Annotated in this window: 21 protein-coding genes and 1 tRNA gene; 7 read left to right on the top strand and 15 right to left on the bottom strand. The window is 65.6% G+C overall.

Features of this window, described 5'->3' with window-relative positions; translation table 11 throughout:
* Positions 1-6: 6 nt before the first annotated feature.
* The 4 genes from yidC to rpmH are packed head-to-tail and all read right to left on the bottom strand — an operon-like array spanning position 7 to position 2,797.
* The gene (yidC, locus tag WDC82_RS07690) at positions 7-1,788 is read right to left on the bottom strand and encodes a membrane protein insertase YidC (protein ID WP_340116667.1); all 1,782 of its coding nucleotides are present in this window, start codon (positions 1,786-1,788) and stop codon (positions 7-9) included.
* 30 nt (positions 1,789-1,818) lie between these two features.
* The gene (yidD, locus tag WDC82_RS07695) at positions 1,819-2,145 is read right to left on the bottom strand and encodes a membrane protein insertion efficiency factor YidD (protein WP_340116668.1); all 327 of its coding nucleotides are present in this window, start codon (positions 2,143-2,145) and stop codon (positions 1,819-1,821) included.
* The gene (rnpA, locus tag WDC82_RS07700; protein WP_340116669.1) at positions 2,142-2,657 is read right to left on the bottom strand and encodes a ribonuclease P protein component; all 516 of its coding nucleotides are present in this window, start codon (positions 2,655-2,657) and stop codon (positions 2,142-2,144) included. Before rnpA ends, yidD begins: the two co-directional genes overlap by 4 nt.
* Before the next feature lie 5 nt (positions 2,658-2,662).
* Positions 2,663-2,797, bottom strand: a complete 135-nt coding sequence (rpmH, locus tag WDC82_RS07705; RefSeq protein WP_167228744.1) for a 50S ribosomal protein L34 — start codon at positions 2,795-2,797, stop codon at positions 2,663-2,665.
* 287 nt (positions 2,798-3,084) lie between these two features.
* Between rpmH and WDC82_RS07710 the strand changes: the two genes are divergently transcribed.
* The 3 genes from WDC82_RS07710 to WDC82_RS07720 all read left to right on the top strand — a co-directional run bounded on the left by WDC82_RS07710 (position 3,085) and on the right by WDC82_RS07720 (position 5,985).
* Positions 3,085-3,864 carry a TVP38/TMEM64 family protein gene (locus WDC82_RS07710; RefSeq protein WP_340116670.1) on the top strand — a complete coding sequence of 260 codons (780 nt, stop codon included), beginning with the start codon at positions 3,085-3,087 and terminating at the stop codon, positions 3,862-3,864.
* Positions 3,865-4,071: 207 nt separating this feature from the next.
* Positions 4,072-4,365 (top strand): hypothetical protein, encoded by a 294-nt coding sequence (locus WDC82_RS07715; RefSeq protein WP_340116671.1) that lies wholly within the window; start codon positions 4,072-4,074, stop codon positions 4,363-4,365.
* Between the two features lie 177 nt (positions 4,366-4,542).
* Positions 4,543-5,985, top strand: a complete 1,443-nt coding sequence (locus WDC82_RS07720) for a HAMP domain-containing sensor histidine kinase (protein ID WP_340116672.1) — start codon at positions 4,543-4,545, stop codon at positions 5,983-5,985.
* A 10-nt stretch (positions 5,986-5,995) separates the two neighbouring features.
* Here WDC82_RS07720 and WDC82_RS07725 read toward each other — a convergent pair whose 3' ends face one another.
* The 3 genes from WDC82_RS07725 to WDC82_RS07735 all read right to left on the bottom strand — a co-directional run bounded on the left by WDC82_RS07725 (position 5,996) and on the right by WDC82_RS07735 (position 9,449).
* Positions 5,996-7,207, bottom strand: a complete 1,212-nt coding sequence (locus tag WDC82_RS07725; protein ID WP_340116673.1) for a class I SAM-dependent rRNA methyltransferase — start codon at positions 7,205-7,207, stop codon at positions 5,996-5,998.
* Between the two features lie 93 nt (positions 7,208-7,300).
* Positions 7,301-9,034 carry a gamma-glutamyltransferase gene (gene ggt / locus WDC82_RS07730; RefSeq protein ID WP_340116674.1) on the bottom strand — a complete coding sequence of 578 codons (1,734 nt, stop codon included), beginning with the start codon at positions 9,032-9,034 and terminating at the stop codon, positions 7,301-7,303.
* A gap of 130 nt (positions 9,035-9,164) precedes the next feature.
* A complete protein-coding gene (locus tag WDC82_RS07735) occupies positions 9,165-9,449 on the bottom strand; it encodes a hypothetical protein (RefSeq protein ID WP_340116675.1) in 285 nt (94 codons plus the stop codon).
* 419 nt (positions 9,450-9,868) lie between these two features.
* On the opposite strand from WDC82_RS07735, the gene WDC82_RS07740 reads away from it, so the two are divergent.
* Complete coding sequence (locus WDC82_RS07740; protein ID WP_340116676.1) at positions 9,869-10,621, top strand: cyclic nucleotide-binding domain-containing protein; 753 nt, start codon at positions 9,869-9,871, stop codon at positions 10,619-10,621.
* 52 nt (positions 10,622-10,673) lie between these two features.
* Here the strand turns inward: WDC82_RS07740 and gpt are convergent, their stop codons facing one another.
* From gpt to WDC82_RS07755, 3 genes are all read right to left on the bottom strand, one after another.
* Positions 10,674-11,156, bottom strand: coding sequence for a xanthine phosphoribosyltransferase (gene gpt / locus WDC82_RS07745; RefSeq protein ID WP_340116677.1), 483 nt, complete (start codon positions 11,154-11,156; stop codon positions 10,674-10,676).
* 135 nt (positions 11,157-11,291) lie between these two features.
* A complete protein-coding gene (locus WDC82_RS07750) occupies positions 11,292-11,738 on the bottom strand; it encodes a DUF4864 domain-containing protein (RefSeq protein WP_340116678.1) in 447 nt (148 codons plus the stop codon).
* Positions 11,739-11,896: 158 nt separating this feature from the next.
* Positions 11,897-13,066, bottom strand: a complete 1,170-nt coding sequence (locus WDC82_RS07755; RefSeq protein WP_340116679.1) for a hypothetical protein — start codon at positions 13,064-13,066, stop codon at positions 11,897-11,899.
* Between the two features lie 306 nt (positions 13,067-13,372).
* Between WDC82_RS07755 and WDC82_RS07760 the strand changes: the two genes are divergently transcribed.
* A tRNA-Arg gene (locus tag WDC82_RS07760) sits at positions 13,373-13,449 on the top strand.
* A gap of 400 nt (positions 13,450-13,849) precedes the next feature.
* On the opposite strand, the gene WDC82_RS07765 is transcribed toward WDC82_RS07760, so the two are convergent.
* The gene (locus WDC82_RS07765) at positions 13,850-15,871 is read right to left on the bottom strand and encodes an ABC transporter ATP-binding protein/permease (protein WP_340116680.1); all 2,022 of its coding nucleotides are present in this window, start codon (positions 15,869-15,871) and stop codon (positions 13,850-13,852) included.
* Positions 15,872-16,267: 396 nt separating this feature from the next.
* Between WDC82_RS07765 and WDC82_RS07770 the strand changes: the two genes are divergently transcribed.
* Positions 16,268-17,602, top strand: coding sequence for a glycoside hydrolase family 15 protein (locus tag WDC82_RS07770; protein WP_340116681.1), 1,335 nt, complete (start codon positions 16,268-16,270; stop codon positions 17,600-17,602).
* Here WDC82_RS07770 and WDC82_RS07775 read toward each other — a convergent pair.
* Complete coding sequence (locus WDC82_RS07775) at positions 17,599-18,882, bottom strand: glucoamylase family protein (RefSeq protein ID WP_340116682.1); 1,284 nt, start codon at positions 18,880-18,882, stop codon at positions 17,599-17,601. The genes WDC82_RS07770 and WDC82_RS07775 overlap by 4 nt on opposite strands.
* Positions 18,879-21,224, bottom strand: a complete 2,346-nt coding sequence (gene bglX, locus WDC82_RS07780) for a beta-glucosidase BglX (RefSeq protein WP_340116683.1) — start codon at positions 21,222-21,224, stop codon at positions 18,879-18,881. Before bglX ends, WDC82_RS07775 begins: the two co-directional genes overlap by 4 nt.
* A gap of 243 nt (positions 21,225-21,467) precedes the next feature.
* Here bglX and WDC82_RS07785 point away from each other — a divergent pair, with 243 nt between their 5' ends.
* On the top strand, positions 21,468-23,012 hold the full coding sequence (locus WDC82_RS07785; protein WP_340116684.1) for a sulfatase: 1,545 nt from the start codon (positions 21,468-21,470) through the stop codon (positions 23,010-23,012).
* A gap of 17 nt (positions 23,013-23,029) precedes the next feature.
* Here WDC82_RS07785 and fdxA read toward each other — a convergent pair whose 3' ends face one another.
* The gene (fdxA, locus tag WDC82_RS07790; RefSeq protein ID WP_340116685.1) at positions 23,030-23,392 is read right to left on the bottom strand and encodes a ferredoxin FdxA; all 363 of its coding nucleotides are present in this window, start codon (positions 23,390-23,392) and stop codon (positions 23,030-23,032) included.
* Between the two features lie 6 nt (positions 23,393-23,398).
* On the bottom strand, positions 23,399-24,256 hold the full coding sequence (locus WDC82_RS07795; RefSeq protein ID WP_340116686.1) for a LysR family transcriptional regulator: 858 nt from the start codon (positions 24,254-24,256) through the stop codon (positions 23,399-23,401).
* Positions 24,257-24,358: the final 102 nt, after the last annotated feature.

Consider the following 24,358-nt stretch of genomic DNA (forward strand, 5'->3'; position numbering starts at 1 on the left):
CCCGGCTCAGGTGGTGGGCTTCGGCTTGCCGCTGCCCAGCGGGACGCCCTGGCGCTTCATGATCAGCGCCTGCTGGGCCATGGACAGCACGTTATTCCAAGTCCAGTAGATCACCAGGCCGGCCGGGAAGGTCGACAGCAGGAAGGTGAACATGATCGGCATCAGCATGAACACCTTGGCCTGCACCGGATCGGGCGGCTGCGGGTTCAGCTTCTGCTGCAGGAACATGGAAATGCCCATCAGCAGCGGCCAGACGCCGAGGTTCAGCACGTTCAGGATGCCGAGGTCGGGCGCGCCCCAGGGGAATAGCCCGAAACCGTTGATGATCGTGGTCGGGTCCGGCGCCGAGAGGTCATGGATCCAGCCGTAGAAGGGCGCGTGGCGCATTTCGATGGTGACGAACATTACCTTGTAGAGCGCGAAGAAGACCGGGATCTGGATGATGATCGGCAGGCAGCCGCTGAGCGGGTTGGCGCCTTCCTTCTTGTAGAGCGCCATCATCTCCTGATTCAGGCGCTGCTTGTCGTCGCCAAAGCGTTCGCGCAACTCCATCATCTTGGGCTGCAGCTTGCGCATTTTGGCCATCGATTTGTACGACTTGTTCGCCAGCGGAAAGAACACCAGCTTGATCGCCACAGTGAGGCCCAGGATGGCGAGCCCAAAGTTGCCGAGCAGATCGTGCAGCCAGTGCAGCCCCCAGAAGATCGGCTTGGTCAGGAAATAGAACCAGCCGAAGTCGACCGCGCGGTCGAAATTCGCGATGCCGTAGGTTTCCTGATACTCCTCCAGCAAGGGCACGCGCTTGGCGCCGGCGAAAAGGCGGCTGGTGGTTTCGATGCTGGCACCCGGTGCCACCGCGGCCGTCGGATAAATCAGATCCGACTGGTAGTGGTCGCGCCCGCCGGGCTGGTTATAGACGAAGCGGGTCTTCACCGGCGTCTGCTGGTCGGGGACCAGCGCGGCCAGCCAGTACTTGTCGGTGATGCCTAGCCAGCCGCCGGTGGTGTCGTTGACGATCGACACTTCCTGGCCCTGGTACTCGTCCTTCAGGTCGTCGCCGTACTTGTACTCCTTCAGGGAGTCGTTCAGCCAGCCGATCGGCCCCTCATGCAGGATGTAGAATCCCAGGGTGTTCGGCGTGCCGGTGCGCGACACCAGACCGAAAGGCGCCAGATCGGCTGCCGTCTCGCCGTTGTTGATGACCCGCTGGGTCACGGTGAAGAGGTAATTGTCATCGAGGGCAATGACCTGCTGAAAGGTCAGCCCCTGGCCGTTGTCCCAGCTGAGGGTGACCGGCGAGGTCTGGGTCAGCGGTCCGCCTTCGGCGGTCCACAGCGTGTTGGCGTCGGGTAGGGTCACGTTGCTGCCGGGCTTACTGGCCCAGCCGAAGCGCGAGAAGTAGGCCTGCTGCGATCCTTCCGGCGACAGTAGGGTGACCGCCGGGCTGTCGGCCGCCAGGGTCTCGCGATAGTCGGTCAGAATCAGGTCGTCAATGCGCGCGCCGCGCAGGGCGATGGAGCCCCGCAGACGCGGCGTCTCGATGGAAACGCGCGGGCTGATGCCCATGACTTCTTCGCGCGACGGTGCGGTGGGCACCCCGCCCAACGTCGGCGCCACACCCACGCCCGGCACGCTGGCACCCGGCGCCGACGGTGTGCTGCCGTCGGTCTGGGCGGTCTGCTGGTCCTGTGGCTGCTGCGGTGGCTGGGCCGGCGGGAAGATAAACTGGAAGCCGATGAGGATGGTCAGCGACAAGGCGATCGCGAGAAGAAGGTTGCGCTGTTCCATGAGACGAGACGGGCTCCAGGGAGGCAGGCCTTAACGGCCCGATAGGTGATCCAGATGGTGACAGCCGCAGGCGCGGCCAAGGGAAATGCCGGCGCGAGTCGACTTTTCCAGCATGGGGTCCGGCATGGGGTCCGGGACGGGGTCATAGCCGAGGCCGCCCCAAGGATGGCAGCGCAGGATGCGCCTGAGGGCGAGCCAAACGCCCTTGAGGGGGCCATGCCGCGACACGGCCTGGCGGGCGTAGTCCGAGCAGGTGGGAAAATAACGGCAGCTTGGCGGAAACAGTGGCGAGATGAGCAGCTGGTAGCCGCGAATCAGCGCCAGCAGGATCACGCTAACGAGGTCGGCGGCCTTCACTGGGACGCCTCCCGCGGGTCCGCGTGCTTGCCCCCATCTCGGCCCCTATCTTGGCCAGGGCGCCGCTTGCCGGTGTTGTCGATCTGTGCGACGGCCTGCTCCAGGTCGCCCCGTAACGCGTCGAAGGGACGCGTCAGCGTGGCGGCACGGCCAATCACCACATAGTCGGTGCCGGCGCGGCCGACGCGCGGAAACACCTCCGCCGCTGCGGCGCGCAGGCGCCGCTTCACGCGGTTGCGCTCAACCGCGTTGCCGACCTTCCGGGTGACGGTGAATCCGACCCGCACCTCTGCATCCTCCTCTTCGGCCGCCGTCTTGACGGCGGCCTCGTCCCCGGACGTTCCTCCCGGGGGGCTCCCGGTTTCCGTGCGTACGGCAGGCGCCGCGCGGTCTTCACCGTGCTGGCGCCTGGCGGCTTGCAGGACGAGGCCGGGCGTCACCCACTTGCGTCGGGCGGCTGCGACCTTGAGGAATTGAGGCCGTGTCTTGAGCCGCCCGACGGTCGGCATCATGACACTTAGGCGGAAAGGCGCTTGCGGCCCTTGGCACGCCGACGGGCAAGAACGCGACGCCCGCCAACGGTTCCCTTGCGTGCGCGGAACCCGTGGCGGCGCTTGCGAACCAGCACACTGGGCTGATAAGTGCGCTTCACGGCTGTACTCCAATATCAGGCTGAATCTCGAATTGACGGGGCTGTATAAGGGTGGCCCGGGGCTCTGTCAACGACCGGCAGGGGCCGCGCGCACGGAATCTCGAATCATTCCGCGCCGGCCCTCACATCTTGGTGACTGGCGGCGGCGTCCTGAACCGGCTAAAACCGCAGAATTGCTAGGATTTCTGAGGGTCTCCCGCGAGTCTGCCAAACCGGGCGGCCGGTCGGACTTAACCGCCCGTTCACCATCTTTTTTCGGCGTCTGCGCGCCGCCGATAAGGAGTGCCATGCCCGAGCCCGGTCCCGCCCCTTCCGGTCCCAGTCCTCAGGGAAACGATCGCCCGGGCAGGGTTGCCCTGCGGCGGCTGCTGCCGGCGGCTGTCCTGCTGGCCGGGCTCATCGCCTTCTTCGCCTTCGGTGGCCAGCACTACGTCGGCCTGGAAACCCTGGAGCGGCACCGGGAAGGTCTTGCCGCCCTGGTTGCAGCGCACGGCGTGGCCGCGGTGCTGGTGTTCACCGCCGCCTACGCGGTCATCGTGGCTTTTTCCATCCCCGGCGGCCTGGTGATGACGGTCACCGGTGGTTTCCTCTTCGGCACCCTTGGCGGGGCCGCCTGCTCCGTGGTGGGAGCGACCCTGGGCGCCGTCGCCGTGTTCCTGGCCGCGCGGACTGCTCTCGGCACTTTCCTGCGCGACCGCGCTGGTCCGGCGCTGACCCGCATGCAGGCCGGCTTTCAGGAGGACGCGCTCAGCTATCTGCTGGTCCTCAGGCTGATCCCCCTGTTTCCCTTCTGGCTGGTCAACCTGGTGCCGGCTCTGCTCGGCGTCTCTTTGAAGATCTTTGCCGTCGGCACGGTGATCGGCATCATTCCCGCCTCGCTGGTCTATGCCTCCGTCGGCAACGGTTTGGCGATGATTTTCGACAGCGGCGAGACGGCGTCGATCAAGGACGCCATCCTGGAACCGGCGGTTCTGCTGCCTATCCTCGGCCTCATCGCGCTCGCGCTGCTGCCGGTGGTCTACAAGAAAGTGAAGGGGCGTAAAGACGGCGGCTCCAAGACTTCTTGACGTGTCGCGTGCCGCCCAGGGGTGCTTGTATTCACTCGTTTTTCACGGGAAGTTGAAGCCAATCGCGGGACCGTGATTCGAGGTTGATCATCGTCCTGCTCATTGTTGGGCATCGGCGTCAGGCCGCTTCTGGCGGCGCCGCGTCGAGGAGAAGCTTCTCTTTCCGGGGGAGCCCCAACAGTCCGAACATGATTGGAGGCAAAGTCCATGCTGAAGAAAACTCTGGTGGCCCTGAGCGTCGCGACCGTTTCCGCCGGCGCCGTCGCGCTGCCGATTGCCGCGAGCCACGCCGCCGGCACGTCTGTGCAAATCGCGGCCTGCAACCCCTGCAGCCCCTGTGCGGCCAAGAATCCCTGCGCGGCCAATCCCTGTGCAGCCGCGGTCAAGAAGCCGTGCAGCCCCTGCGCGGCCAATCCCTGCGCGGCGGCCAATCCCTGCCAGGCGGCCAATCCCTGCGCGGCCAAGAACCCCTGCAATCCCTGCGCCGCAAAGAGCAACTAAGTCTCTCTCCCAGCGCAATAGGAGGAGCGCCTGCCGATCTCGGCCGTGCCCCCGCAGTCGCGGCAGGCGCTCCTCCTGCTCTTCCCGAAACCTGCCGGCTTCCGCCTGGAGCGGCTCGAACGCCGCTTCTCCAGGTCAATTCCCGTGAACGAGTCCCGCGTGGTATAAGCCGTGGTTATGTTAGGCCAGAGATCACCGGGAAGCAGCCTGCGCCTGCCGCCGCTTACCAAGAGCCTGTCGGCCAAGCTGCTGCTCTTGACCATCGCCTTCGTCATGCTGGCGGAGGTGCTGATCTATGCGCCGTCGATCGGGCGCATGCGTCTTGTCTACCTGGAGGAGCGCCTCGCCGCGGCGCATCTCTCCATCCTGGCGCTGGAGGCGACGCCGGACAACATGGTCAGCAAAGAGATGGAGGCCGAACTGCTGCAGCACGTCGGCGCCTATATGGTGGCCCTGACCAAGCCCGGTGCCGGCAAGCTGATGCTGATGGTGGCGACACCGGAGCAGATCGACGCCACCTACGACCTCCGGTCGGCCAGCTTCTTCGGCCTCATCCGAGATGCGACCGTGACGATGTTGATGGCGCCCGAGAATCGGCTGCTGCGAATCATCGGCCCGTCCCCAAAGGATCCGGATGTCTTGGTCGAAGTGGTGATGGACGAGGCACCGCTGTGCCGCGCAATGTTCGACTACTCGTGGCGCATTCTCGCGCTGTCGCTCGTCATTTCCGTGTTCACCGCGGCACTGGTCTATCTCAGCCTGCACCTGCTGATGGTGCGCCCGATGCGGCGGATCACCGAAAGCATGGCCGCCTTTCGCGCCAATCCGGAAAACGCCGCCGCCTCGCTGCCGCCATCCGAACGCAGCGACGAGATCGGTATCGCCCAACGCGAACTGGTGAACATGCAGCAGGGTCTGCGCGCCGCGCTGCTCCAGAAGACGCGGCTCGCCGCGCTCGGCACGGCGGTTACCAAGGTGAACCACGACCTGCGCAACATCCTCGCCACCGCCAGCCTGATCTCCGATCGCCTCGGCAAGAGCGGCGATCCCGCTGTACGTTCCATGGCGCCCGCCCTGGTCGGGGCCATCGACCGGGCGCTGCACCTCTGCGCGCAGACATTGCAGTTTACCCGCGAGGGGCCGGTGCAGCTCGATCTGCAGCGCTTTGATCTGCGCGATCTCCTGACCGAGGTGCGCGAGGCGGTGGCGGAAGTCGGCGCCGGGAAAGCCGGCTGGGTCAATGACGTCGAGCGCGGTTTCCAGATCGAGGCCGACCGCGAGCAGCTCTATCGGGTGTTCTTCAATCTCGCCCGCAACGCGCTGGAGGCCGGTGCTGGCGAACTGCGCCTGGCCGCGCGCCCGGTGCGTGACTTCCTGGTGATTGACGTGGAAGACGACGGGCCAGGCATGCCGGAAGAGGCTCAGCGGAACATCTTCAAGCCTTTCGCCGGCTCGGCGCGCGAGGGCGGCACCGGTCTCGGTCTCTCCATCGCTCATGACATCATGCGTGCCCACGGTGGCGACATCCGCCTGGAACGCTCAGGCGCCGAGGGCACCCTGTTCCGGCTGGTGCTGCCGGTGCGTCAGTCGCGGTCGCAGCTTACCGCGAAGGCGAGCTAGCCGACGTCATTCAATCCAGCGCCAGGATCTGCGCTTTAAGATAAGCGCTTTCCGGCAGGGCCGGGTGCACCGGGTGGTCCGGCGCGGCGCCGGAGGTGCGCAGGATGCGGCCTTCGCGTCCGGCATCCATAAGGCCGCGCTTCACCTGTTCGGCGAAGCTTTCGACGTCGGCGTGGTGCGAGCAGGAGGCTGCCAGCAGATAACCGCCTTCCGCTACCAGGGGCGCGGCGAGGCGCACCATCTTACGGTATCCCTTGAGGCCCTGTGCCAGGTCCTTCTTGGATTTCACGAAGGCGGGCGGGTCGACGATGACCAGTCCGTATTGTTCGCCGGCCTCGGCCTGGCGCTGCAGTTCCTGAAACACCTCGGCCTTGACGAAATGGCAGCGGTCGGCCACGCCGTTGGTCTCGGCGGCCTGCTGGGCGAGATCGAGGGCGCCTTGCGAGCGGTCGATGGAGACCACCTCGGTGGCACCGGCCAGCGCCGCCTGCACGGTGAAGCCGCCGGCAAAGGCATAGCAGTCGAGCACGCGCAGCGCGCCGGAAAGCATTGCCGCCCAGGCGCGGTTGTCTCGCTGGTCATAGAACCAGCCGGTCTTCTGGCCGCCTTCCAAGTCGGCGAAGAAGCGCACCCCGTTCTCCTCCAGCGGCACCGGGCCATCGAGGTGTCCCTGCACCACCTCGACCTTTTCTTCAAGCTGCTCCAGCTTGCGCACGATGTTGTCGTTGCGCAGCACGATGGTCTTGGGTGCGACCACCTGGTTCAGCGCGTCGAGCAGCTGCTGCGTCAGCATCTCCATTCCAGCGGTGTTCACCTGCAGCGTCAGGGCGTCGCCGAAGCGGTCGATGATGACCCCGGGCAGGCCGTCCGCCTCGGCGTGAACCAGGCGGTAGTAGGGCACGCCGATCAGCTTCTCGCGGATTGCCAGCGCGCGGGCGAGGCGCCGGGCCAGGAAGTCCGTGTCGATGGCGACCGTCTCGTCGCGGCTCAGCACTCGTGCGGCGATCAGCGGGTGGCGGTTGAAGAAAGCCGTCGCCTGATAGCGACCCTGTGGGTTGCAGAGGCGCACCAGGCCGCCCGGCGGCACCGCCTTGGCGGCGTCGTCCATCTCCACCTCGTTGGAATAGACCCAGGGGTGGCCGTGGCCGAGGCGCTTCACGCCATGCGGCTTCAGGGTGATGGTTGGCAGGTCGAAGACCGCCGCAGGGGCTCTCTGCTTCATTGCCGCGCAGTCTAGCCCGCTGCTTCCCGACTGCAAGGACTAGACGGCGCGGCGGTGACGGCGGCTATTCGCCGAGTGCAACGCCTTCGCGCCCTATTCTCCCAAGGCGACGCCTTCGCGTCGGGGATCGGCGCCGCCTTCGAGGCCGGCTCCCCCATTCCCGCTCAAGCGGCGGATGCCGTGCAAGCCGCTGGTCATGCCGATCACATTCACCTCATGGCCCAGGGCCTCCAGCGCCGCCTTGGCGTCGACGACGGAAGTGCCTTCCTCCAGGTCGGTGGCGCCGTTGCGGTTCACGAAGTTTGGCAGCGCCACGGCCTGCTGCATGGAGAGGTTCCAGTCGAGCGCGGCGATCACCGCCTTGGCGGTGTAGCCGATGATGCGGCTGCCGCCCGGCGAACCGATCGCCATGACGAAGCGCCCGTCGCGATCCAGCACCAAGGTCGGCGACATGGAACTGCGTGGCCGCTTGCCCGGCTGCACGCGGTTGGCGACCGCCAGGCCGTCGGCCGCAGGGCGGAAGGAGAAATCGGTCAGTTCGTTGTTGAGGATGAAGCCGCGCGCCATGAGCCGCGCGCCGAAAGCGCTCTCGACGGAGGCGGTCATGGAGACCGCGTTGCCCTCCGCATCGACCACCGAGAGGTGCGAGGTGGAGGGTGGGTTCAGCTGGAACGGCGCCATCGCGTGCTGGCTCAGCAGGCCCGGGCTCGCCTCGCCCATGCTGGCCGCTGGGTCGATGAGGGCAGAGCGGCTGGCGAGGTATGCGGGGTCGAGCAGGGCGCCGACCGGTACATCGACGAAGTCGCTGTCGGCGAGAAAGCGGTTGCGGTCGGCAAAGGCGAGACGGCTGGCTTCGGCCACCAGGTGGATCGCCTGAGGGGAGGCCGGTTGCAAGGCCGCGAGGTCGAAGGGTTCCAGCAGCTTCAGGATCTGCAGCACGGCAACACCCCCGGAGGTCGGCGGCGGCATGCCGCAGACGACCCATATCCGGTATGGCAGGCAGACGGGCGTGCGCCGCTTCGCCTGATAGCCGCGCAGGTCGGTGTAGCTTAGGAGTCCGGGGTTATCCGTGGCGCTGCGCACTGCTTCGACGATGTCGACGGCCACCGGTCCCCTATAAAAGGCATCGGCACCGCCGGCGGCAACGGCCTTCAAGGTGTCGGCATAAGCCTGGTTCTTCAGCAGCGTGCCGACCGGCAGCGGGTTGCCGGCGGCATCGTGGAAGTACGCGGCGGTTGCCGGATAGCGCTTCAGATACTGGTCGCCGGCGATCAATTCGTGGAGCCGCGGCGACACGGCGAAGCCCTGCTCCGCCAGGCGGATCGCCGGCTGAAAGAGGGCCGGCCAGGGCAGCTTGCCGTGGTCGCGGTGCGCCAGCTCCAGCATGCGCAGCAGACCGGGCGCGCCGACCGAGCGGCCGCCCACCACGGCGTCCCAGAATGCCATGGGCTCGCCATCGGCCTTTAGGAACAGGCCCTCGTCGGCGCTGCCGGGCGCGGTCTCGCGGCCGTCGTAGGCCACAACGTCGCGGTCATCGGCATCGTAGTGCAGCAGGAAGGCGCCGCCGCCGATGCCGGAGGACTGCGGCTCGACGAGGCCCAGCACCAATGCGGTGGCGATGGCCGCGTCGACGGCCGAGCCACCCTGGCGCAGCATCGCCATGCCGGCCTCGGCGGCCAGCGGATTGGCGGCCGCGACCATCTGGCGCGGCGGACTGTCGCCCGGCTCGACCGGCGCACAGCCGGCCACCAGCGGCAGCGCGAGGACGGCGACGGCGGCGAGATGTCCTTGAAGTGAGGCGATGAAGCTGCAAAGCCGACGTGTCATGCGTTCTTTCTCCCGCGTCGTGAGTCGCCAAGATGCCGAACGCTATGATCAACCCTGGGCTGCGGCTTGACCAGGGCTAGAATTGTGCAGTGTTAGGCAGCAAGGCGCACGCGGGGTCAGCGGGGCGCGATTAGGCGCAACTGGGGATCAGCTTGCAGAGATGCAGACCTTCGATGCGGTGGCCACGTTCGTGCATGATGGCGCACAACCAGCCATCTTCGCGCGGACTGCCGGAGGAGGCGATGGTGGTGTGGACCGCCGTGCAGTTGTGGCGGCGGGCGATCTTTTCGATGCCGCCCTCCAGCGTGCGGGCGACATTGTCCTGGTCGACGAAGTCGAGCGCGCAAAAGTGGTCCGCGTAGAGAATCGGTCCATGCAGCAGGTCATAGGACAGCTGAAAGGTGGCGATGCCCACGATGCACGCCTGCTCGTTGCGGACGATTAGGATTCCAGTCCCAGACGTTGAGCCGAGGGCGAGGCGCTGTGCGGCAAAGCGCCGCCATGCTTCCAGATCGACGGCGGGGCATACTGTCCGAATCAGCGGAAAAGCGTGATCCACCTCCTGCGGCGACAATAGACTGACATTGAGTTTTCGCACCAGAAGAGTAACCTCGTGACGGCGTGTGCAGCGCACAAGTTGCATTTTTCCGATTGCAACAGTGGCGTCGGCGGGGCGCCCATGTCGTTGATCCACGTCAAAACAGCCGGGCTCGGACCGGCGAGGCCCAGATGGGCAGGCAGGTCAAGTCAGCGGCGGAATTTCGGGGCGTTGGGAAGCAGGATCACTTCGATGAAGCGATGGGATAGGGCAGTGGTCCCCTGGAGTTCTCGGCAATGAGAGTGTTCGATTTCGACCGCGTGAGCAAACTATCGCCGGCGGTGCCGCGTGAGCGGACCGAGGCGTCGCCCTGCGCCGCCTGCACCGTGCGGGGCATGACCATCTGCGCGCCGCTCGACAACCAGGAGCTTGCCCAGGTCTCGGCGATCATGACTTCGGTGGAGCTGACCTCCGGCGAGCCGCTGTTCGACGAAGGCGAGGAAGCCGGCAACGTCTACAACGTCACCTCAGGCACCGTGAAGGTCTATAAACTGCTGCCTGATGGCAGGCGCCAGGTGACGGGTTTCCTGTTCCCCGGCGACTTCGTCGGCCTCGCCAGGCAGGAGACCTATGCCTTCAGCGCCGAGGCGGTGACGCCCTGCCTGCTGTGTCGCTTCCCGCGCAGCAAGCTGGAGAACCTGATGCAACGCATGCCCAAGATCGAGCAGCGCCTGTTGAATATCGCCAGCAACGAGCTGGTCGCCGCGCAGGAGCAGATGCTGCTGCTGGGGCGCAAGACGGCGCGGGAAAAGATCGCGTCCTTCCTGCTCATGCTGTCCAAGCGTGCGCGTCAGCGCGGCCAGGCGGACGATCCGGTGATGGTGCCGATGAGCCGAACCGATATCGGCGACTACCTGGGCCTGACGACGGAAACGGTCAGCCGTAGCTTTACCCAGCTGAAGCAGGACGGTGTCATCCAGTTGCTGCCCAATCATCAGGTTAAGCTGGCGCAGCGCGAAGCGCTCGAGGACATCGCCGGCGGCTTCTGAAGGTCGCCGGCGCTCCGCTCACTCCACCTATCCATGTCGGTAAGTGGCGCTCTCAGGGGCGCGGCGTCTGGATGATCGGCGGCACCGATTGGAGCGCCGTATCCCAAGGAAATAGGATCCAGGTGTCCTGGCTGACCTCGGTGACGAAGGAATCGACCAGCGGCCGGCCGGCCGGCTTGGCGTAGACCGTGGCGAAGTGGGCCTTGGGCATCAGTTCGCGGACTTTGCGCGCTGTCTTGCCGGTATCGACCAGGTCGTCGATCAGCAGCCAGCCCTCGCTGTCATGGGATATCGGTTTCAACACTTCCATCTCGCCCTGGGAATGGTCGTCGCGGTAGCTGACGATGCAGATCGTGTCGATCAGGCGGACGTCCAGCTCGCGGGCGATGACCGCGGCGGGGACCAGGCCGCCGCGGGTGATCGCGGCGATCCCCTTGAAGGGTCCCATCTCCACCAGGCGCCAAGCCAGCGCGCGGGAATCGCGATGCAGTTGGTCCCAGGAGACCGGAAAGGTTTTCTGTTCGACGGTAAGCATGGCGGCCGCTCTTGGTCCTTTATTGTCGATCGCCGCGCCGCCGCGGCTTTCTCGGTCGCCGCGCCGCCACGGCAAGGGGCGAAGCGGCGATTAAAGCGGAACTGATCGATCCAGTCTAAGAGGTTTTTGGGGAAATCAGCTGGACAGCTCGTCACTGGGGACCAGGTGCACCGCGGCGATCCGCCAGCTGCCGTCTGGTTGCTGCTCCATGGTGTAGAGTGCGATTACGGCGCGGCCGTCCGGTCCGACGAAGCGCACCGCCTGGCCGATACGGCCCTCGATGATGCGGGCGTCGAGGAACTCAACTGAACGGGGGCGGTAGACTGGCTGATAGCCGCCGCGGACCATGGCCATGAAGTTCTCTGGCGTGCCGAACAGCTGTCGCAGCGCCGGCGTAGCGTAGGAGAAGGCAGCTGCGCCGTCGTTGCGCTGGAAGGCGTCCAGCTGGGCTTTGATGGTGCCGAGAATGGCCTGCCGCGCCGCCGGAGAGGGGGCCTCGATGTTCTGGGCCTGGGCGCCCCCTGCCGCCGGTGCCGCGGCAAGCAGCGTGAGAACGAAACAGAGGCGGGCGAAGCGGGTCATGCGGGGCTCCAGGGCGCTTTCCATTGAGGGCCCGGACCTGTTGTGGGCCCTGGAGAGGGAACTAGGGCGATCCGCCGCCGTGGCCAGTCCCGAAAAGCATCGGGCCGGCTTCCATCAGGAAGCCGGCCCGTTGAACCTTCACTCGGAGGCCTGTGGCGTCAGCGCACGTAGATGTGGACTTCGTTGACCTGTACCGACGGGCTGGAGGTCGCCGACAGCGTCATGCGATCGGCCGGCAGGCCCATGTTCGTCAGGGTCCGCAGCACGTTTTCGGCATTGCGGCGCGAGCGGTTGGTGTCCAGGGCGACGCGGGCCGAGTCGCTGCCGGCCGGGGCCACCGCGACGATGTCGAACGCGGCGTTGGGGCGGCGCTCCAGAGCGGCGCCGACCACGGTGAACAGCGCCTGCTCATACTGCACGTTGTCGCGGTGGAAACGGATCACTGCCAGGGGCTGGCGGGAACCCACCTGGCTGACGGCACCGCCGGCCGGGGCGGGAGCGGGCACGCCATAGGCACGGTTGGCAAGGCTGCCGCCGATGTATTCGCCGTTGTCGATGGCGACCTGCATGGCGGTCAGATTCAGGCGCTCGTTGGCGAAGTAGTTCTGGGTGCGGGCGATGTCGTCGGTCAGCTCGTTGAGCAGGCGGTCGATCACCACCACGGTCTTGTTGACTTCGTCCTCCAGCACGGCGAGCTGGCGGTGATCCTCTTCGACGGCGCCGCGCAGTTCAAAGGTCGTGCTGGTCGATTCGAGCAGGAAGGCCGACAGCGAGGCGGTGCCCGAGACCTGGCTGGCCAAGGTGTTCAGCGCGGCAATCGAGGCTCCGACCTGCTGCAACTCCGACTGTGCCTGGTTCCACTGGGCGACCAGCTCCGGGTTGCCGGGGGTGGTGCCGACCTGCAGGCGGGCGTTCATCGCGGCCTTCAGGGAGTGATAGTTGCCGGCGAACTGGCGCGCGGAGATGCGCAGGCTCTGCAGCTGGTTGTTTTCGTCGGCGAGTTGCTGCTGCAGGCGCAGCAGATCGTCGCGCAGCGATTCGATCTTCTGCCCGACGACGGTGCCGGTCGGCCGCATGGAGCTGACCGTCGGCGGCTCGAAGACGGTTGTTCCGAGGATCTCCGGCGGGCTGATAGCCGGGGCTGCCGCGGCCGGGGTGGCTTCCGCGGCGGCCGTTCGAGTGGCCGCGGAATTCTCAACCTGAGGCGCGGGCTGATTGCCGGCGGCGGGCGCTTGGTCCTGCTGCGGCGTCGTACAGCCGGCAGCAAACAACAGCGCGCCGATGACGACAGCGGTCCGGCGAAAAGGCAACAAGTGTCTGCTCGACATAGAGATTTCCGTACAGATTTCCGGGTCAGCAATACTGGATTCGGCCTACAGATTAACCATGTAAGTCTTTACAGAGTCTTGCTGTCCCGTCCCCCCTCGAACGATTGCGAGATAGTAGAGGATGGATTCTAGCCAAACAAGTGCCATTTCCCCGGCCTCCGGCGCGCCCAGAGCCCCGGATTCCGCCCGGAATCCGGCGTTTTTTGGCGTTTCGCGAAGCGCTTGCAAGCCGCGAAGGCTTCGAGTAATGTCCGGCCTCTTCGCGGCGGCCCGAGGCCGCTGCAGCGTAACTACACGCTTTGCTGTGCGCCCGTAGCTCAACTGGATAGAGCATCTGACTACGGATCAGAAGGTTAGGAGTTCGAATCTTCTCGGGCGCACCATAACTCCCTGAAAATTAAAATAAAATTAGCCCAGGAAGATAAGTGGTTTCCACTTTTTCCTGCAGTGATTTTCTTATTTCCCCGATTCGTTCCGACTCTAGATCCCAGCTCCGTGCAGATGGCGGAGCGGGTCTTCGCTCGACGACCTGGGCTGCGCAGGCGCGGGGCGGTCGTGGCGCGAACTTACGGTCGTAGGGCGCGCACTTCACTGGCCGATGGGTATCAAAGGAAGCCGCGCCGACGCGTGAGACCCTATCAAGGGTGTCAGCGCTCTGCGGTGAACGTCCGGTCGGGACATCCGCTTGCCTGCCCGAAGCGGCTGCTATGCCGCGCCGTGTCGAACCGCCGCTTTTGACCCGGTGCTGTCATTTTCGGTAGCGCCCTTCTTGCAGGAAGGTCATCAACCAGCCGGTTTGGGTTGTGGGAACAACGAGCTTGGCAGCTCCTGCATTATCGCGGACCGCCACTGCTCGCTCTCTTCCTCATCCTGCAACCGGTTGTGGTGCAGCATGGCCCCAGCGGGCGTGCGCACCAGGTGCAGGGTCCGCGTGTGAAAGGCTTCCAGTCCGGGACGATGGCCGATGCTCAGCACCGTCGCGCCCTCCAACTCGTCGTCGAAGATCGACATCACCCGGCGCTGACTGACTTCGTCCAGTGCCGAGGTGGCCTCGTCCAGAAATACCCACTTCGGCTTGTGCAGCAGCAGGCGCGCGAATCCGATCAGCTGCTGCTGTCCAAGCGACAGGCTCTTGTCCAGCCGTGCCTGGACATCGAGGGCCTGGATGAACTCCGACAGGCCGATCCGCTTGACGACGGCTTCCACCTCCTCGGTGCTGAAGCTATCGGGAGAGTCCGGGTAGGTGATCGCAGCGCGCATCGTGCCGAGCGGCAGATATGGCCGCTGCGGCATGAACATCATGGCTTCAGGATCGGGCAGTCGGATCGTGCCGCCGCCCCAGCGCCAGAGGCCGGCGACCGCACGGAACAGCGTGCTCTTGCCCGCGCCGGATTCGCCGACGATGAGGACACGCTCGCCGTGGCCGATCTCCACGGTCGCTTCGGCGATGACCACCCTGCCGTCGGACAGCAGCACGCTGACGTTCTCAAATCCGAGCTTTCCGTCGGGGTCCTGCACCAGTTGGATGCTGTCGATATTGCCGTCGATCTGCTCCAGCTTCGCGACGGCGGCCTTAAAGGCGCTTACGCGCTGCAGCGTCGCGCGCCAGTCGGCGATCTCCGGAAAGCGTTCGACGAACCAGCGCAGCGACGTCTGCACCTGGTTGAAGGCGCCGACCACCATCATCATGCCGCCCAGCGACAGCCCGCCGCTGAAATAGCCAGGCGAAGCGACCACGATCGGCACCACGATGGCGATCCAGCCATAGCCCGAGGTGATCCAGGTAAGCCGCGCCAGTTTTCCGGACAGCTGCTGCATCGACAGGATGACTCGATCCAGATTGCCTTCCAGCTGGCGCCGCTCGTCCCGCTCGCCGCCGAACAAAGCGATGCTTTCGGCGCTCTCGCTGACCCTGACCAGGGCAAACCGGAGATCGGCTTCCCGAGCGTAGCGCTGGGCGTTCAGAGAGATCAGCGGAACCCCGACCCGCCAGGTCAGGTAAGAACCGATCAGGGCGTATAGGATGGCGCACCAGACCATGTATCCCGGAATGGAAAAGCTGCCGGCGTCGACCACGAAGACGACATCCTCGGAAAGCACCCAGAGGATACTGACGAAGGTAACGAGCAGCATGCCGGCCTGCAGCAGGCCGACCCCGAGGATGGTGGAAAGCTCGGTGAGTTTGCGTGTATCTTCCTCGATGCGCTGGTCGGGGTTGACGCCGATCTGTCCGGCGAGCCCCAGGCGATAGGCGCGCCCGCCCACAAGCCATTCGTCGAGGAGGTGATGGGTCATCCACTGCCGCAGGCGGACCTTCAGCATCTCCTGCATCCAAGTCTGTCCGACGACCAGGGCCAGCAGTCCCGCGACGATGGCCAGGAAAATCAGCAGCTGAGCCCCAAAGGCACCCAGGTTCTGCTGCTCCAGCGCGTCGAAGAATGCCCCATGCCATTCGTTGAGCTTGATCTGGCCGAACATGTTGCCGACCAGTACCGCGACAATCCCCGCCGTCAGCAGAGCGATTTTAACGCGGTAGCGCGAACCCCACATCGTGCGCAGCAGCGCCCAACTCTCGGCAACGGCACTCTTTCCCTCATAGTCGATCGCAGGGGGCTGATATTCGCCCGGCAGGCTCGCGGCGGCGCCTTGGGATAAGCTTGCGTCGTTTTCGTCGTTCGCGGCGGCCGGCGCGCCGTCGGACGAGAGCTTTCTCTTAGCTGCAGCGGGCGACGGCTCGACCGATGGCAGGGGATGCAGGTCGACGTCGTCGCTGTCCAGGACGCGGTTTGTACGCCAGCTTTTCAAGACGCTCTTGCCTAGGGCCACTAAGTAATCCTGCCGTTGTGCTAGAGTTGAATCCATTTGGATCGACGCTGTAGGAGCATCCGAGCCCTCTGACTCCGGAGGGAATTGCCTGATCCTCGACATGCATTCTCCACCACCACCGGTTACCGATTCGTTAATGTGTGTTAAAACTGTGTCCAAAATTTGACCTGCGTGAGTCAACGCCTGCTGTTGGCGCCGCGCTGTGGTGAGAGTCACAAAGAATTCGGAGTTTTCAGGGGAAAAAGCGACGAAATGGGTGCAGGCTCGGCGCAGCGCAATGCGGGCCGAAGGCTTCTTTAGGCAGCACATCTATCGGCTCCTGCTACCCGTGATTGTTAACCATTTTCATTCATCTCGACGCCATCAATTTCAACTATGACGTACATTGCCGACCTCGACTCCTGGGTCGCCCACCAGGGTCGCCTCAGTATCGCGGCCACGGAGCGGGCGATCTCGGCCACGCAGCTGGTGCGGCACCGCGAGGCCTTCGGGCAGGTCGTGGTGCCGGCGCCTGGATCGGTGCTGGCCTCGCCGGTGATCGCCGACTGGGATCCGGAGCCCGACTATTTTTTCCACTGGGTGCGCGACTCGGCGATCGTCATGCGCAGCGTGGCGGAATTGATGCAGGACTCGTCAGGCGCCGAACGCGATCGCTGGCGGCGGCACTTTGAGAACTTCGTGCGTTTCAGCCTGAGCCTGTGCACCCTGGATGGCGCGGCCTTTGTCGGGTCAAGTCGCCATCGTGAGGCGACCAGAAGGGACTACCGCAAGTTCCTGCGTCCGGACGTCGAGCTGAGCAAGCTCGCCGGTGAGAAGTTGCTGGGCGAGCCCCGCTTTAATGCCGACGCCACCATCGACTTCCTGCGCTGGTCGCGGCCGCAGTACGACGGCCCGGCACTGCGCGCGCTTGCCTGCTTGCGCTATCTCGCGGCCGGCGGAGACGCGAGCGACGATTTGCAGCGCCTGCTCCGCCTGGACCTGGATTTCACGCTGCGCCATGCGGACCGGCGCTGCATCGGACCGTGGGAGGAGGCCGGGCAGAACGCCCATCACTACTACGTGGCGCTGGTGCAGCTTGGCGCAGTTGTGCACGGCCGCGCCTGGGCCGGCGATACGGTGGGCGATACGGGGGGGGATAAGTGGGGCGTGGCGGAGGAGCGGCTGCGCGCCGGGCTGGAGCGGCACTGGTCGCAGCGGTACGGAGTCTACCTGGCCATCCGTGACATGCCGGGAGAGTCGGCCGATGACTTGATCGACGCGGCGCAGCTGCTGGCCGTGCTCGATGCGGACCTGCCGGAGGGCCCGCACAGCGTTCTGGACCCGAGAGTCCAGGCCACGCAGGCGGCGATCGAGCGTCTCTTCGCGCGCGAGTTCGCGATCAACCGCGATCTACCCCGGGAGCGGGGCCCGGCGCTGGGACGCTCACGTCAGGATCGATACTTCGGCGGCGGCGCCTGGTATCCGACGACGCTTGCGGCGGCCGCGCTCTGCTATCGACAGGCGGCCTGTCCGGGGCAGGATCGCCAAGCGCTGTTGAAGCGCGGCGACGGCTTCATGGCGACGGTGCGTGCGCTCACACCTGCGGACGGTGCGCTCTCGGAACAGGTCGACCGCGTAACCGGCGAGCAGACCTCGGCGCGCCACCTGACGTGGAGCTATGCGGCTTTCGTCAGCGCCGCCCGCCTGCGCGCCGCGGTCTCGGCGGGCTAAGCCTCCGCAGCCGCCAGGCGCGGGCTTTCGAAGCCGAGACGCCTGAGGCCGCTCTGCACCTCGGGGCAGCTCATGAAGAGATCCCACAGCAGCCCGGAACGGTGATTCTCGATCATCACCACGATGGGGCCCTGGTCGATCGCGAGATTGCTGTCGGCGACCCAGCGCCGCGATGGATTGAAGGCGTCGCGAAAGCCATGTGGGCCCCAGATTTCGGCGCCAAGCTCCTCGTAGAAATAGCGCAATGCCGCCATCGATTCCTGCGGCGTGTAGGGCATGGCCGAGAGGGCTGCCGTGGGGGCGATCACGCCGCGATCCTCCTCGGGATTGAAAGCACCGTAGCCGGCGTCGCCGTCACAGGCGGTGAGCCCCCAGCAATCCGGCCCATAGCCTTCATGGCCGTTCGGGTTGGCGATGCAATGCGCGCGGTTGATGCGCGTGTGGGCGACGTTCTGGGCCCAGTAGTCGGCGTAGCGGTCGCGCAATCCCTTCGGGTCCAACCCCAGGAATGAATAATGCGAGAAAAACAGCGGCCCGCCGTACGGGGGCCCGAGCGGCAACTCGATGTCATAGTAGGTCCGGCCGTTTCGGAAGACCGGGCTGTTGGTCCAGCCGTTGTGGTAGGCCGCCGGCGCGATCGGATGCGTCGGCGAGGCGGCGCCCAGCACATAGGTGATGAGGCATTCGTTCCAGCCGGTTATGGCGTGATTCATCGCCCAGCCGTGGCGCGGGCTCCAGTGCCAGTACAGCACTTCGCGGCCGCCTTGGGTGTGCCAGTTCCATTCCACCGCGTGCCATAGCCGGTCAATTGCCTCACGCAGGCTTTTTTCCTGGGGCGAGGGTTCGGCAAAGTACTGCCGCGCAGAGAGCAGCCCCGCCATCAGGAACGCCGTCTCGACGATATCGCCGCCGTCGTCCTTCTCGGTGAAGGGCATCGTGGCACCGGTCCCACCATGCAGAAAGTGGGGGAAGACGCCGTGGTGCGTCTCGGCCTTGCCAAGGAAGGCAACGATCTTTTCAAGGCGGTCCAGAACCTCCGCGCGCGGCAGGAACCCGCGCTCGATTCCCACCAGCAGCACCATGATGCCGAAGCCGCTGCCGCCGCTGGTGACCGTTTCGCGATAGTCATACCAGTAAGGCTGGTTGCTGCGCTCGCGCGCCAGCCCGCTCACGGGGTGCGCGAAATCCCAGAAGTACGTCAGCGTCTGTCGCTGCACGAGGTCGAGCAGGTCGTTGTCGGAGAGTTGGCCGCTGGTGCCTCGGCGAGAGGACTCTCTCATGCGTCCGCCTCCCAATCGATGGTGGCGGTGGCAAGGTCATCCGAGTTCGGGCCGATCTCGATGATGAAACCCCCCGGCTCCCAGACCCGTTCCGGCGCGGCCAGACGATCGGCGCGGTAAAATTTCAGCTCGTCAACGCAGACCGTGAAGCTCACTCGCTGCTCCTCGCCCGGCTGCAGCGCGACCTTCCGGAAGCCCTTCAGTTCGCGCAGCGGGCGCGAGCGGCTGGCGACCGGATCGCCGATGTAGAGCTGGACGATCTCTTCGCCAGCGACGGCACCCGTGTTGCGCAGCGTAATGCTGGCTTCGAGCGTGTCGTCCTCGCCGCGCAGAGCGGTCTTGTCGAGTTCCAGCGCGCCGTACACGAAGGCGCTGTAGCCGAGTCCGTGCCCGAAGGGATAGAGCGGTGTGTGCGGCCCCTCGAGCCGGCAGGCGGTGGTGAACTTGCGGAACACGTGACGGCCTTTCTCGTCGACCTCGTGATCGCCGCGAACGTCGATGCCGATCTTCTCGATCGGCCGGCCGGTCGGCGCTTCGGCATAGCTGATCGGACACTGCCCGGTGTTGCGGGGAAAGCTCATGGCGAGCTTGCCGGAGGGATTGACGTCGCCGAAGAGCACGCTGGCCACCGCGTTGCCGGTTTCGCTGCCGCCGAACCAGGCATGCAGGATCGCGTTCGCGTGCCGATCTTCCCATTCCAGCGCCAGGGGACGCCCGCTCATGGTCACCAGCACCAGCGGCTTGCCGGTTTCCTTTAGGGCCCGCAACAGTTGGGCCTGGTTGCCGGGCAGCCCGATCTCGGAGCGTGTCGACGATTCTCCGGCATGCTCCTTCGCTTCGCCGACACAGGCCACGACCACGTCGGCCTGGCGGGCGAGCGCGACAGCCTCCGCGATGAGCTCGGCGGGCGGGCGGGCATCGATGGTGAAGGTTTCGTTGAAGACGTTGAGGCGTGCGGCAAGGTCCGGGTCGTCGACGATGTTGGCGCCGGCGGCGTGAAGGATGCGGCAGCCTTCGCCGGCGACAGCCTGAACGCCCTCCAGCAGGGTGATGCTGTCTTCCGGCCGGGCCGCCGGTGCCCAGGTCCCTTGCATGTTTGCCCGGCTGTCGGCCAGCGGGCCGACCAGGGCGAGGGTCGTGCCGTTGCGCGCCAGCGGCAGGGTGCCGTCATTTTTCAGCAGGACGCAGGACTGGGCGGCCGCCTCCCGTGCAAGGTCACGGTGTTCGGCAGAAAGGCCGGCCGGTGAACGCGCCGCTTCCCCAATGCCGCGATAAGGTACCTCGAAGAGACCGAGCTGTTGTTTTGCCCGCAGCACGCGGCGGCAGGCCACGTCGATCTCGGCCTCGGCGATGCGCCCTTCGGCGACCAGTTCGGGCAGATGGCGCAGATAAAGACCGCTCACCAGGTCGATGTCGACCCCCGCCGAAAAGGCCAGGTAGGCGGCTTCTCTGGTGTCGGCGGCGACGCCGTGGTGCACCAGTTCCAGGATCGCGGTGTAGTCGGAGACGATGAGGCCATCGAAGCCCCATTGGCCGCGCAGCAGGTCGCGCAGCAACTCGCGATGCGCCGTGCAGGGGATGCCGGCCAGATCGTGGAAGCCGACCATGACGGCACCGACTCCGGCGTCGACCGCCGCCTTGAACGGCGGCAGCACGACGTTGTGCAGACGGTAGGGGCTGGCGTCGACGGCGTTGTAGTCGCGGCCCGCCTCCGACAGGCCATAGCCGGCAAAGTGCTTGGCGGTCGCCAGGACCGTATCCGGCCGAGTCAGATCCTTGCCTTGATACCCCTCGATCATCGCCAGGCCGAAGACGGACGCGAGCAGCGGGTCTTCGCCCGGGCTCTCGGCGCAGCGCCCCCAACGGGCATCGCGCGCGACGTCCAGCATCGGTGCCCAGGCGACCGCAATACCTTCGGCGGCGGCCTCCGCGGCGGCGATCCGTGCGGTCCGGCGGACCAACTCCGGATCCCAGGCACAGGCAAGGCCCAGCGGCAGTGGAAAGATCGTGCGGTGACCGTGGACCACGTCGAAGGTGAACAGCAGCGGAATCCCTCGCGGCGACTCCTCGACGGCGATGCGCTGCAATTCGGCGAGCCGCGGCAGTTCCGCGCCGCCCGCGAGACTGCCCACCTCGCCGCGGCGAATCCGCGTTTCGATGTCGACCACGGCCTCGCCGGCGCCGGTGGTCACGTCGGTGTGGGCATTGGGGTGATTCAACTGGCCGATCTTTTCGGTCAGGCTCATGCTTTGGAGCAGCGTTTCGATCGAATCGCTCATTTGGGTACCGGCTATCGCGGCATCGGTGGCCGCCGGTGCAAGGCAATCAACTGCGACGACCACGCAGGAAGGTCTTGATCAGTCGTTACCATCTCCGCAACCATCCTATGGCCAAGGCGTTGAATTGCCACACTAGAGCAGGCGGGTAGGGGCAGCAACGCCCCGCGCGGCGATGCCGAAAAATGCCTCTCCGGCTGCGGGCCAGGGTGGGTACAGTGCCGGCACGGCACAACAGGCGGGCCGAGAAACGGCCGCCGCGCGATCCTCGCAGGCGCCGAGAGCCGACAGCGAACAGGAGAGCAGGCGTTGAACCGACGACCCAACATCCTCTTCATCATGGCCGATGACCATGCCGCCAAGGCGATCAGCGCGTACAATCCGCGCCTGCTTCAGACGCCGAACATCGATCGCATCGCCGAGGGTGGCAAGCGTCTCGATCACTGCTACGTCACAAACTCGATCTGTACGCCGAGCCGGGCCAGCATCCTGACCGGCACCTACAATCACGTGAACGGGGTCACGACGCTGGTGACCCTGCTCGACAACCGCTGGCCTAATGTCGCCAAGAGCCTCCAGGCCGGCGGCTACGCCACCGCCATGTTCGGCAAGTGGCATCTCGGCGAGGGCCCGCGGCACTGCCCGACCGGCTTTGATGCCTGGCGCGTGCTGCCCGATCAGGGTGCCTATTTCGACCCGGAGATGATCGGGCCGGAGGGACTGAATTACTACCGCGGCTACGCGACCGACCTGATCACCGACCATTGCCTCGAATGGCTCGGCGCCCGCGATCGCGACCGCCCGTTCTTCCTTATGTGCCATCACAAAGCACCGCATCGCCCCTTCTCTCCGGCGCCGCGGCATGCCCGCCTCTTCGAGGACAAGAGCATTCCCGTGCCCGAGAGCTTCGATGACGATTATAAGAACCGTGCTCGCGCGGCCGCAGCGGCTAAGATGCGCGTGCGCGTCGACATGAACTACGACGACCTCGGACTTGCCTGGCCGGAAGGGCTGGCGCAGGCCTGGAGCGAGGAAATGGGATGGCCGGAGCGTGCAAAGGTACCGGAAGACCCGACGGACCTGGTGCTGTTCGACCGCAATTCCGGCGAGCGCTTCACCTTCGGCTCAAAGCACGAACTCGATCACTTCAAGTACCAGCGCTATATCAAGCGCTATCTGCGCACGGTCATCGGGATCGACGAGAACGTCGGCCGCCTGCTCGACTGGCTCGAAGAAGACGGCATCGCGGAAGATACCATCGTCATCTATACCTCGGACCAGGGTTTCTTTCTTGGCGAGCACGGCTGGTTCGACAAGCGGTTCATCTACGAGGAATCCCTCCAGATGCCATTCCTGATCCGCTATCCGGCGGGTTTCGGCCCGGGCGTCGTGGACGCCATTGCAACGAACGTCGACTTCGCACCGACCTTTCTGGATTATGCCGGGCTCGCGGTGCCGTCCTACATGCAAGGGCGCAGCCTGCGCCCAGTGCTCGAGGGGCGGGTTCCCAGGGACTGGCCGCAGGTCGCCTACCACCGTTACTGGATGCACAAGGACGCGATCCACAACGCTTTCGCGCATTATGGCATCCGCGACCAGGGCCATAAGCTGATCTACTGGTACAACGAAGCCCTGGACCAGCCGGGGGCGCGGCAGGGCGACGAGCCGCCGGAGTGGGAACTGTTCGACTGCGTGGCCGACCCGCTGGAACTCGTCAACGTGTTCCGCGACCCCGCGAAGGCTAATGTTCTGCGCGACATGCTTGCGAAGCTCGATGCCAAGATCGCCGAGATCGGCGATACTCCGGCGCACGATACCGCCGCCGTTCTCGCCGAACTCGATCAGGCGGGTTAGGCGAGGCTTGCAGACGCTCAGTCACTGCCGCCTGCGCTGCCGGGCTTGTCGAAGAAGTACTTGTTGTACTTGTCGGCCTCGTCGCGGTGTTCCTCGGCGTCGGCCGGCGGCTCGCCCTTGCGGGTAATGTTCGGCCACTTGTTGTCGGAGTAGTCGCGGTTCAACTCCAGCCAGGTCTCGGCCTGCGGGTCGGTATCCGGCACGATGGCCTCCGGCGGGCACTCCGGTTCGCACACGCCGCAGTCGATGCACTCGTCGGGATGGATCACCAGCATGTTGTCGTCCTCGTAGAAGCAGTCCACCGGGCAGACTTCAACGCAGTCCATGTACTGGCAATTGATGCACGCTTCGGTGACGACATAGCAAGGCCCGCCCCGCAATCGGCGTCAAGTATACTCCTGAGCGGCAGCGGCGAGCCTGCGCATGGCGCCGAGCGCGGGGTCGAGAATCGTGGGATCCAGGTCGGCCGGATACACGGCATAGGCTGGCAGCGAGAAGGACGGCGCTGCTTTCAGGTGGGTGAGCCGGCCGGAATCCAAGTGTTCGCGGACCAGCCGGGCGGGGAAGTAGCCGGAGCCGCCTTGCGCCGTGACATGCTGCAGGCCGAGCCAGCCGATGTTGGCCGTCAGCCCGGGTCCGATGAAGTTGGGAAAGCTGGCACTGTGCCGGGCATAGAACTCCGGCCCCCAGTCGATCAGGACGTATCCTGGCCCCGGCTCCGGTACGGCGGCGGGGTCCGTCGAAACCAGGATCAGCCGTTCCTCCAGCAGCATTTCAACCTTGAGGCCCGGGCGGCTCTGCGGCGTGTACATCACGCCGATGTCGATGCGCCCCTCGACCAGGCCGAGCATCAGGTCCGGCTCAAAGCCAATCTCGGCGCGGACAGACACGTCGGGGGCCGCTTCCCGCATGACCGGCAGCCAGTGCAGCAGCAACTGCTCCCACAGCCCGAAGCGGCCGCCGACCGTCAGCGACGCGCGAAAGCCGCGCGGCACGCCGACGTCGTGGCGGGCCTGCTGCACCGTGCGCACCAGGGTCGAGGCGTGCCTTTCGAATTGGCGCCCGGCGGGGGTCAGGGTGGTGCCGCCCTTGTTGCGGACGAAGAGGGTGCAGCCGAGGTGGTCTTCCAGGGCGCGGATCCGCGCACTCACGGTCGACTGGGTGACGTGCAGCCGGTCCGCCGCGCCGATGAAGTTGCCCGCCGCCACGACCGTGAGAAATGTCCGCGCCAGTTCCGTGTCCACGAAACGCTCCCGTTCGAGAGATCAAAATAATATCGATAATATCGATACTAACGGCCATGAACACTCGTTTGTCAAAATTGAATCGGCTGAATAGCCTGACTT

Source organism: Pelagibius sp. 7325 (assembly GCF_037652055.1).
Lineage (GTDB): Bacteria > Pseudomonadota > Alphaproteobacteria > Kiloniellales > Kiloniellaceae > Pelagibius.

Bases quoted from the DNA above. Each gene is read 5' to 3' on its own strand.
- WDC82_RS07740 (WP_340116676.1), top strand. From the start codon at position 9,869: ATGAGAGTGTTCGATTTCGACCGCGTGAGCAAACTATCGCCGGCGGTG.
- ggt (WP_340116674.1), bottom strand. From the start codon at position 9,034: ATGACACGTCGGCTTTGCAGCTTCATCGCCTCACTTCAAGGACATCTC.
- WDC82_RS07750 (WP_340116678.1), bottom strand. From the start codon at position 11,738: ATGACCCGCTTCGCCCGCCTCTGTTTCGTTCTCACGCTGCTTGCCGCG.
- rnpA (WP_340116669.1), bottom strand. From the start codon at position 2,657: ATGATGCCGACCGTCGGGCGGCTCAAGACACGGCCTCAATTCCTCAAG.
- gpt (WP_340116677.1), bottom strand. From the start codon at position 11,156: ATGCTTACCGTCGAACAGAAAACCTTTCCGGTCTCCTGGGACCAACTG.
- WDC82_RS07770 (WP_340116681.1), top strand. From the start codon at position 16,268: ATGACGTACATTGCCGACCTCGACTCCTGGGTCGCCCACCAGGGTCGC.
- WDC82_RS07715 (WP_340116671.1), top strand. From the start codon at position 4,072: ATGCTGAAGAAAACTCTGGTGGCCCTGAGCGTCGCGACCGTTTCCGCC.
- WDC82_RS07775 (WP_340116682.1), bottom strand. From the start codon at position 18,882: ATGAGAGAGTCCTCTCGCCGAGGCACCAGCGGCCAACTCTCCGACAAC.
- yidC (WP_340116667.1), bottom strand. From the start codon at position 1,788: ATGGAACAGCGCAACCTTCTTCTCGCGATCGCCTTGTCGCTGACCATC.
- WDC82_RS07720 (WP_340116672.1), top strand. From the start codon at position 4,543: ATGTTAGGCCAGAGATCACCGGGAAGCAGCCTGCGCCTGCCGCCGCTT.
- WDC82_RS07725 (WP_340116673.1), bottom strand. From the start codon at position 7,207: ATGAAGCAGAGAGCCCCTGCGGCGGTCTTCGACCTGCCAACCATCACC.
- WDC82_RS07710 (WP_340116670.1), top strand. From the start codon at position 3,085: ATGCCCGAGCCCGGTCCCGCCCCTTCCGGTCCCAGTCCTCAGGGAAAC.
- WDC82_RS07755 (WP_340116679.1), bottom strand. From the start codon at position 13,066: ATGTCGAGCAGACACTTGTTGCCTTTTCGCCGGACCGCTGTCGTCATC.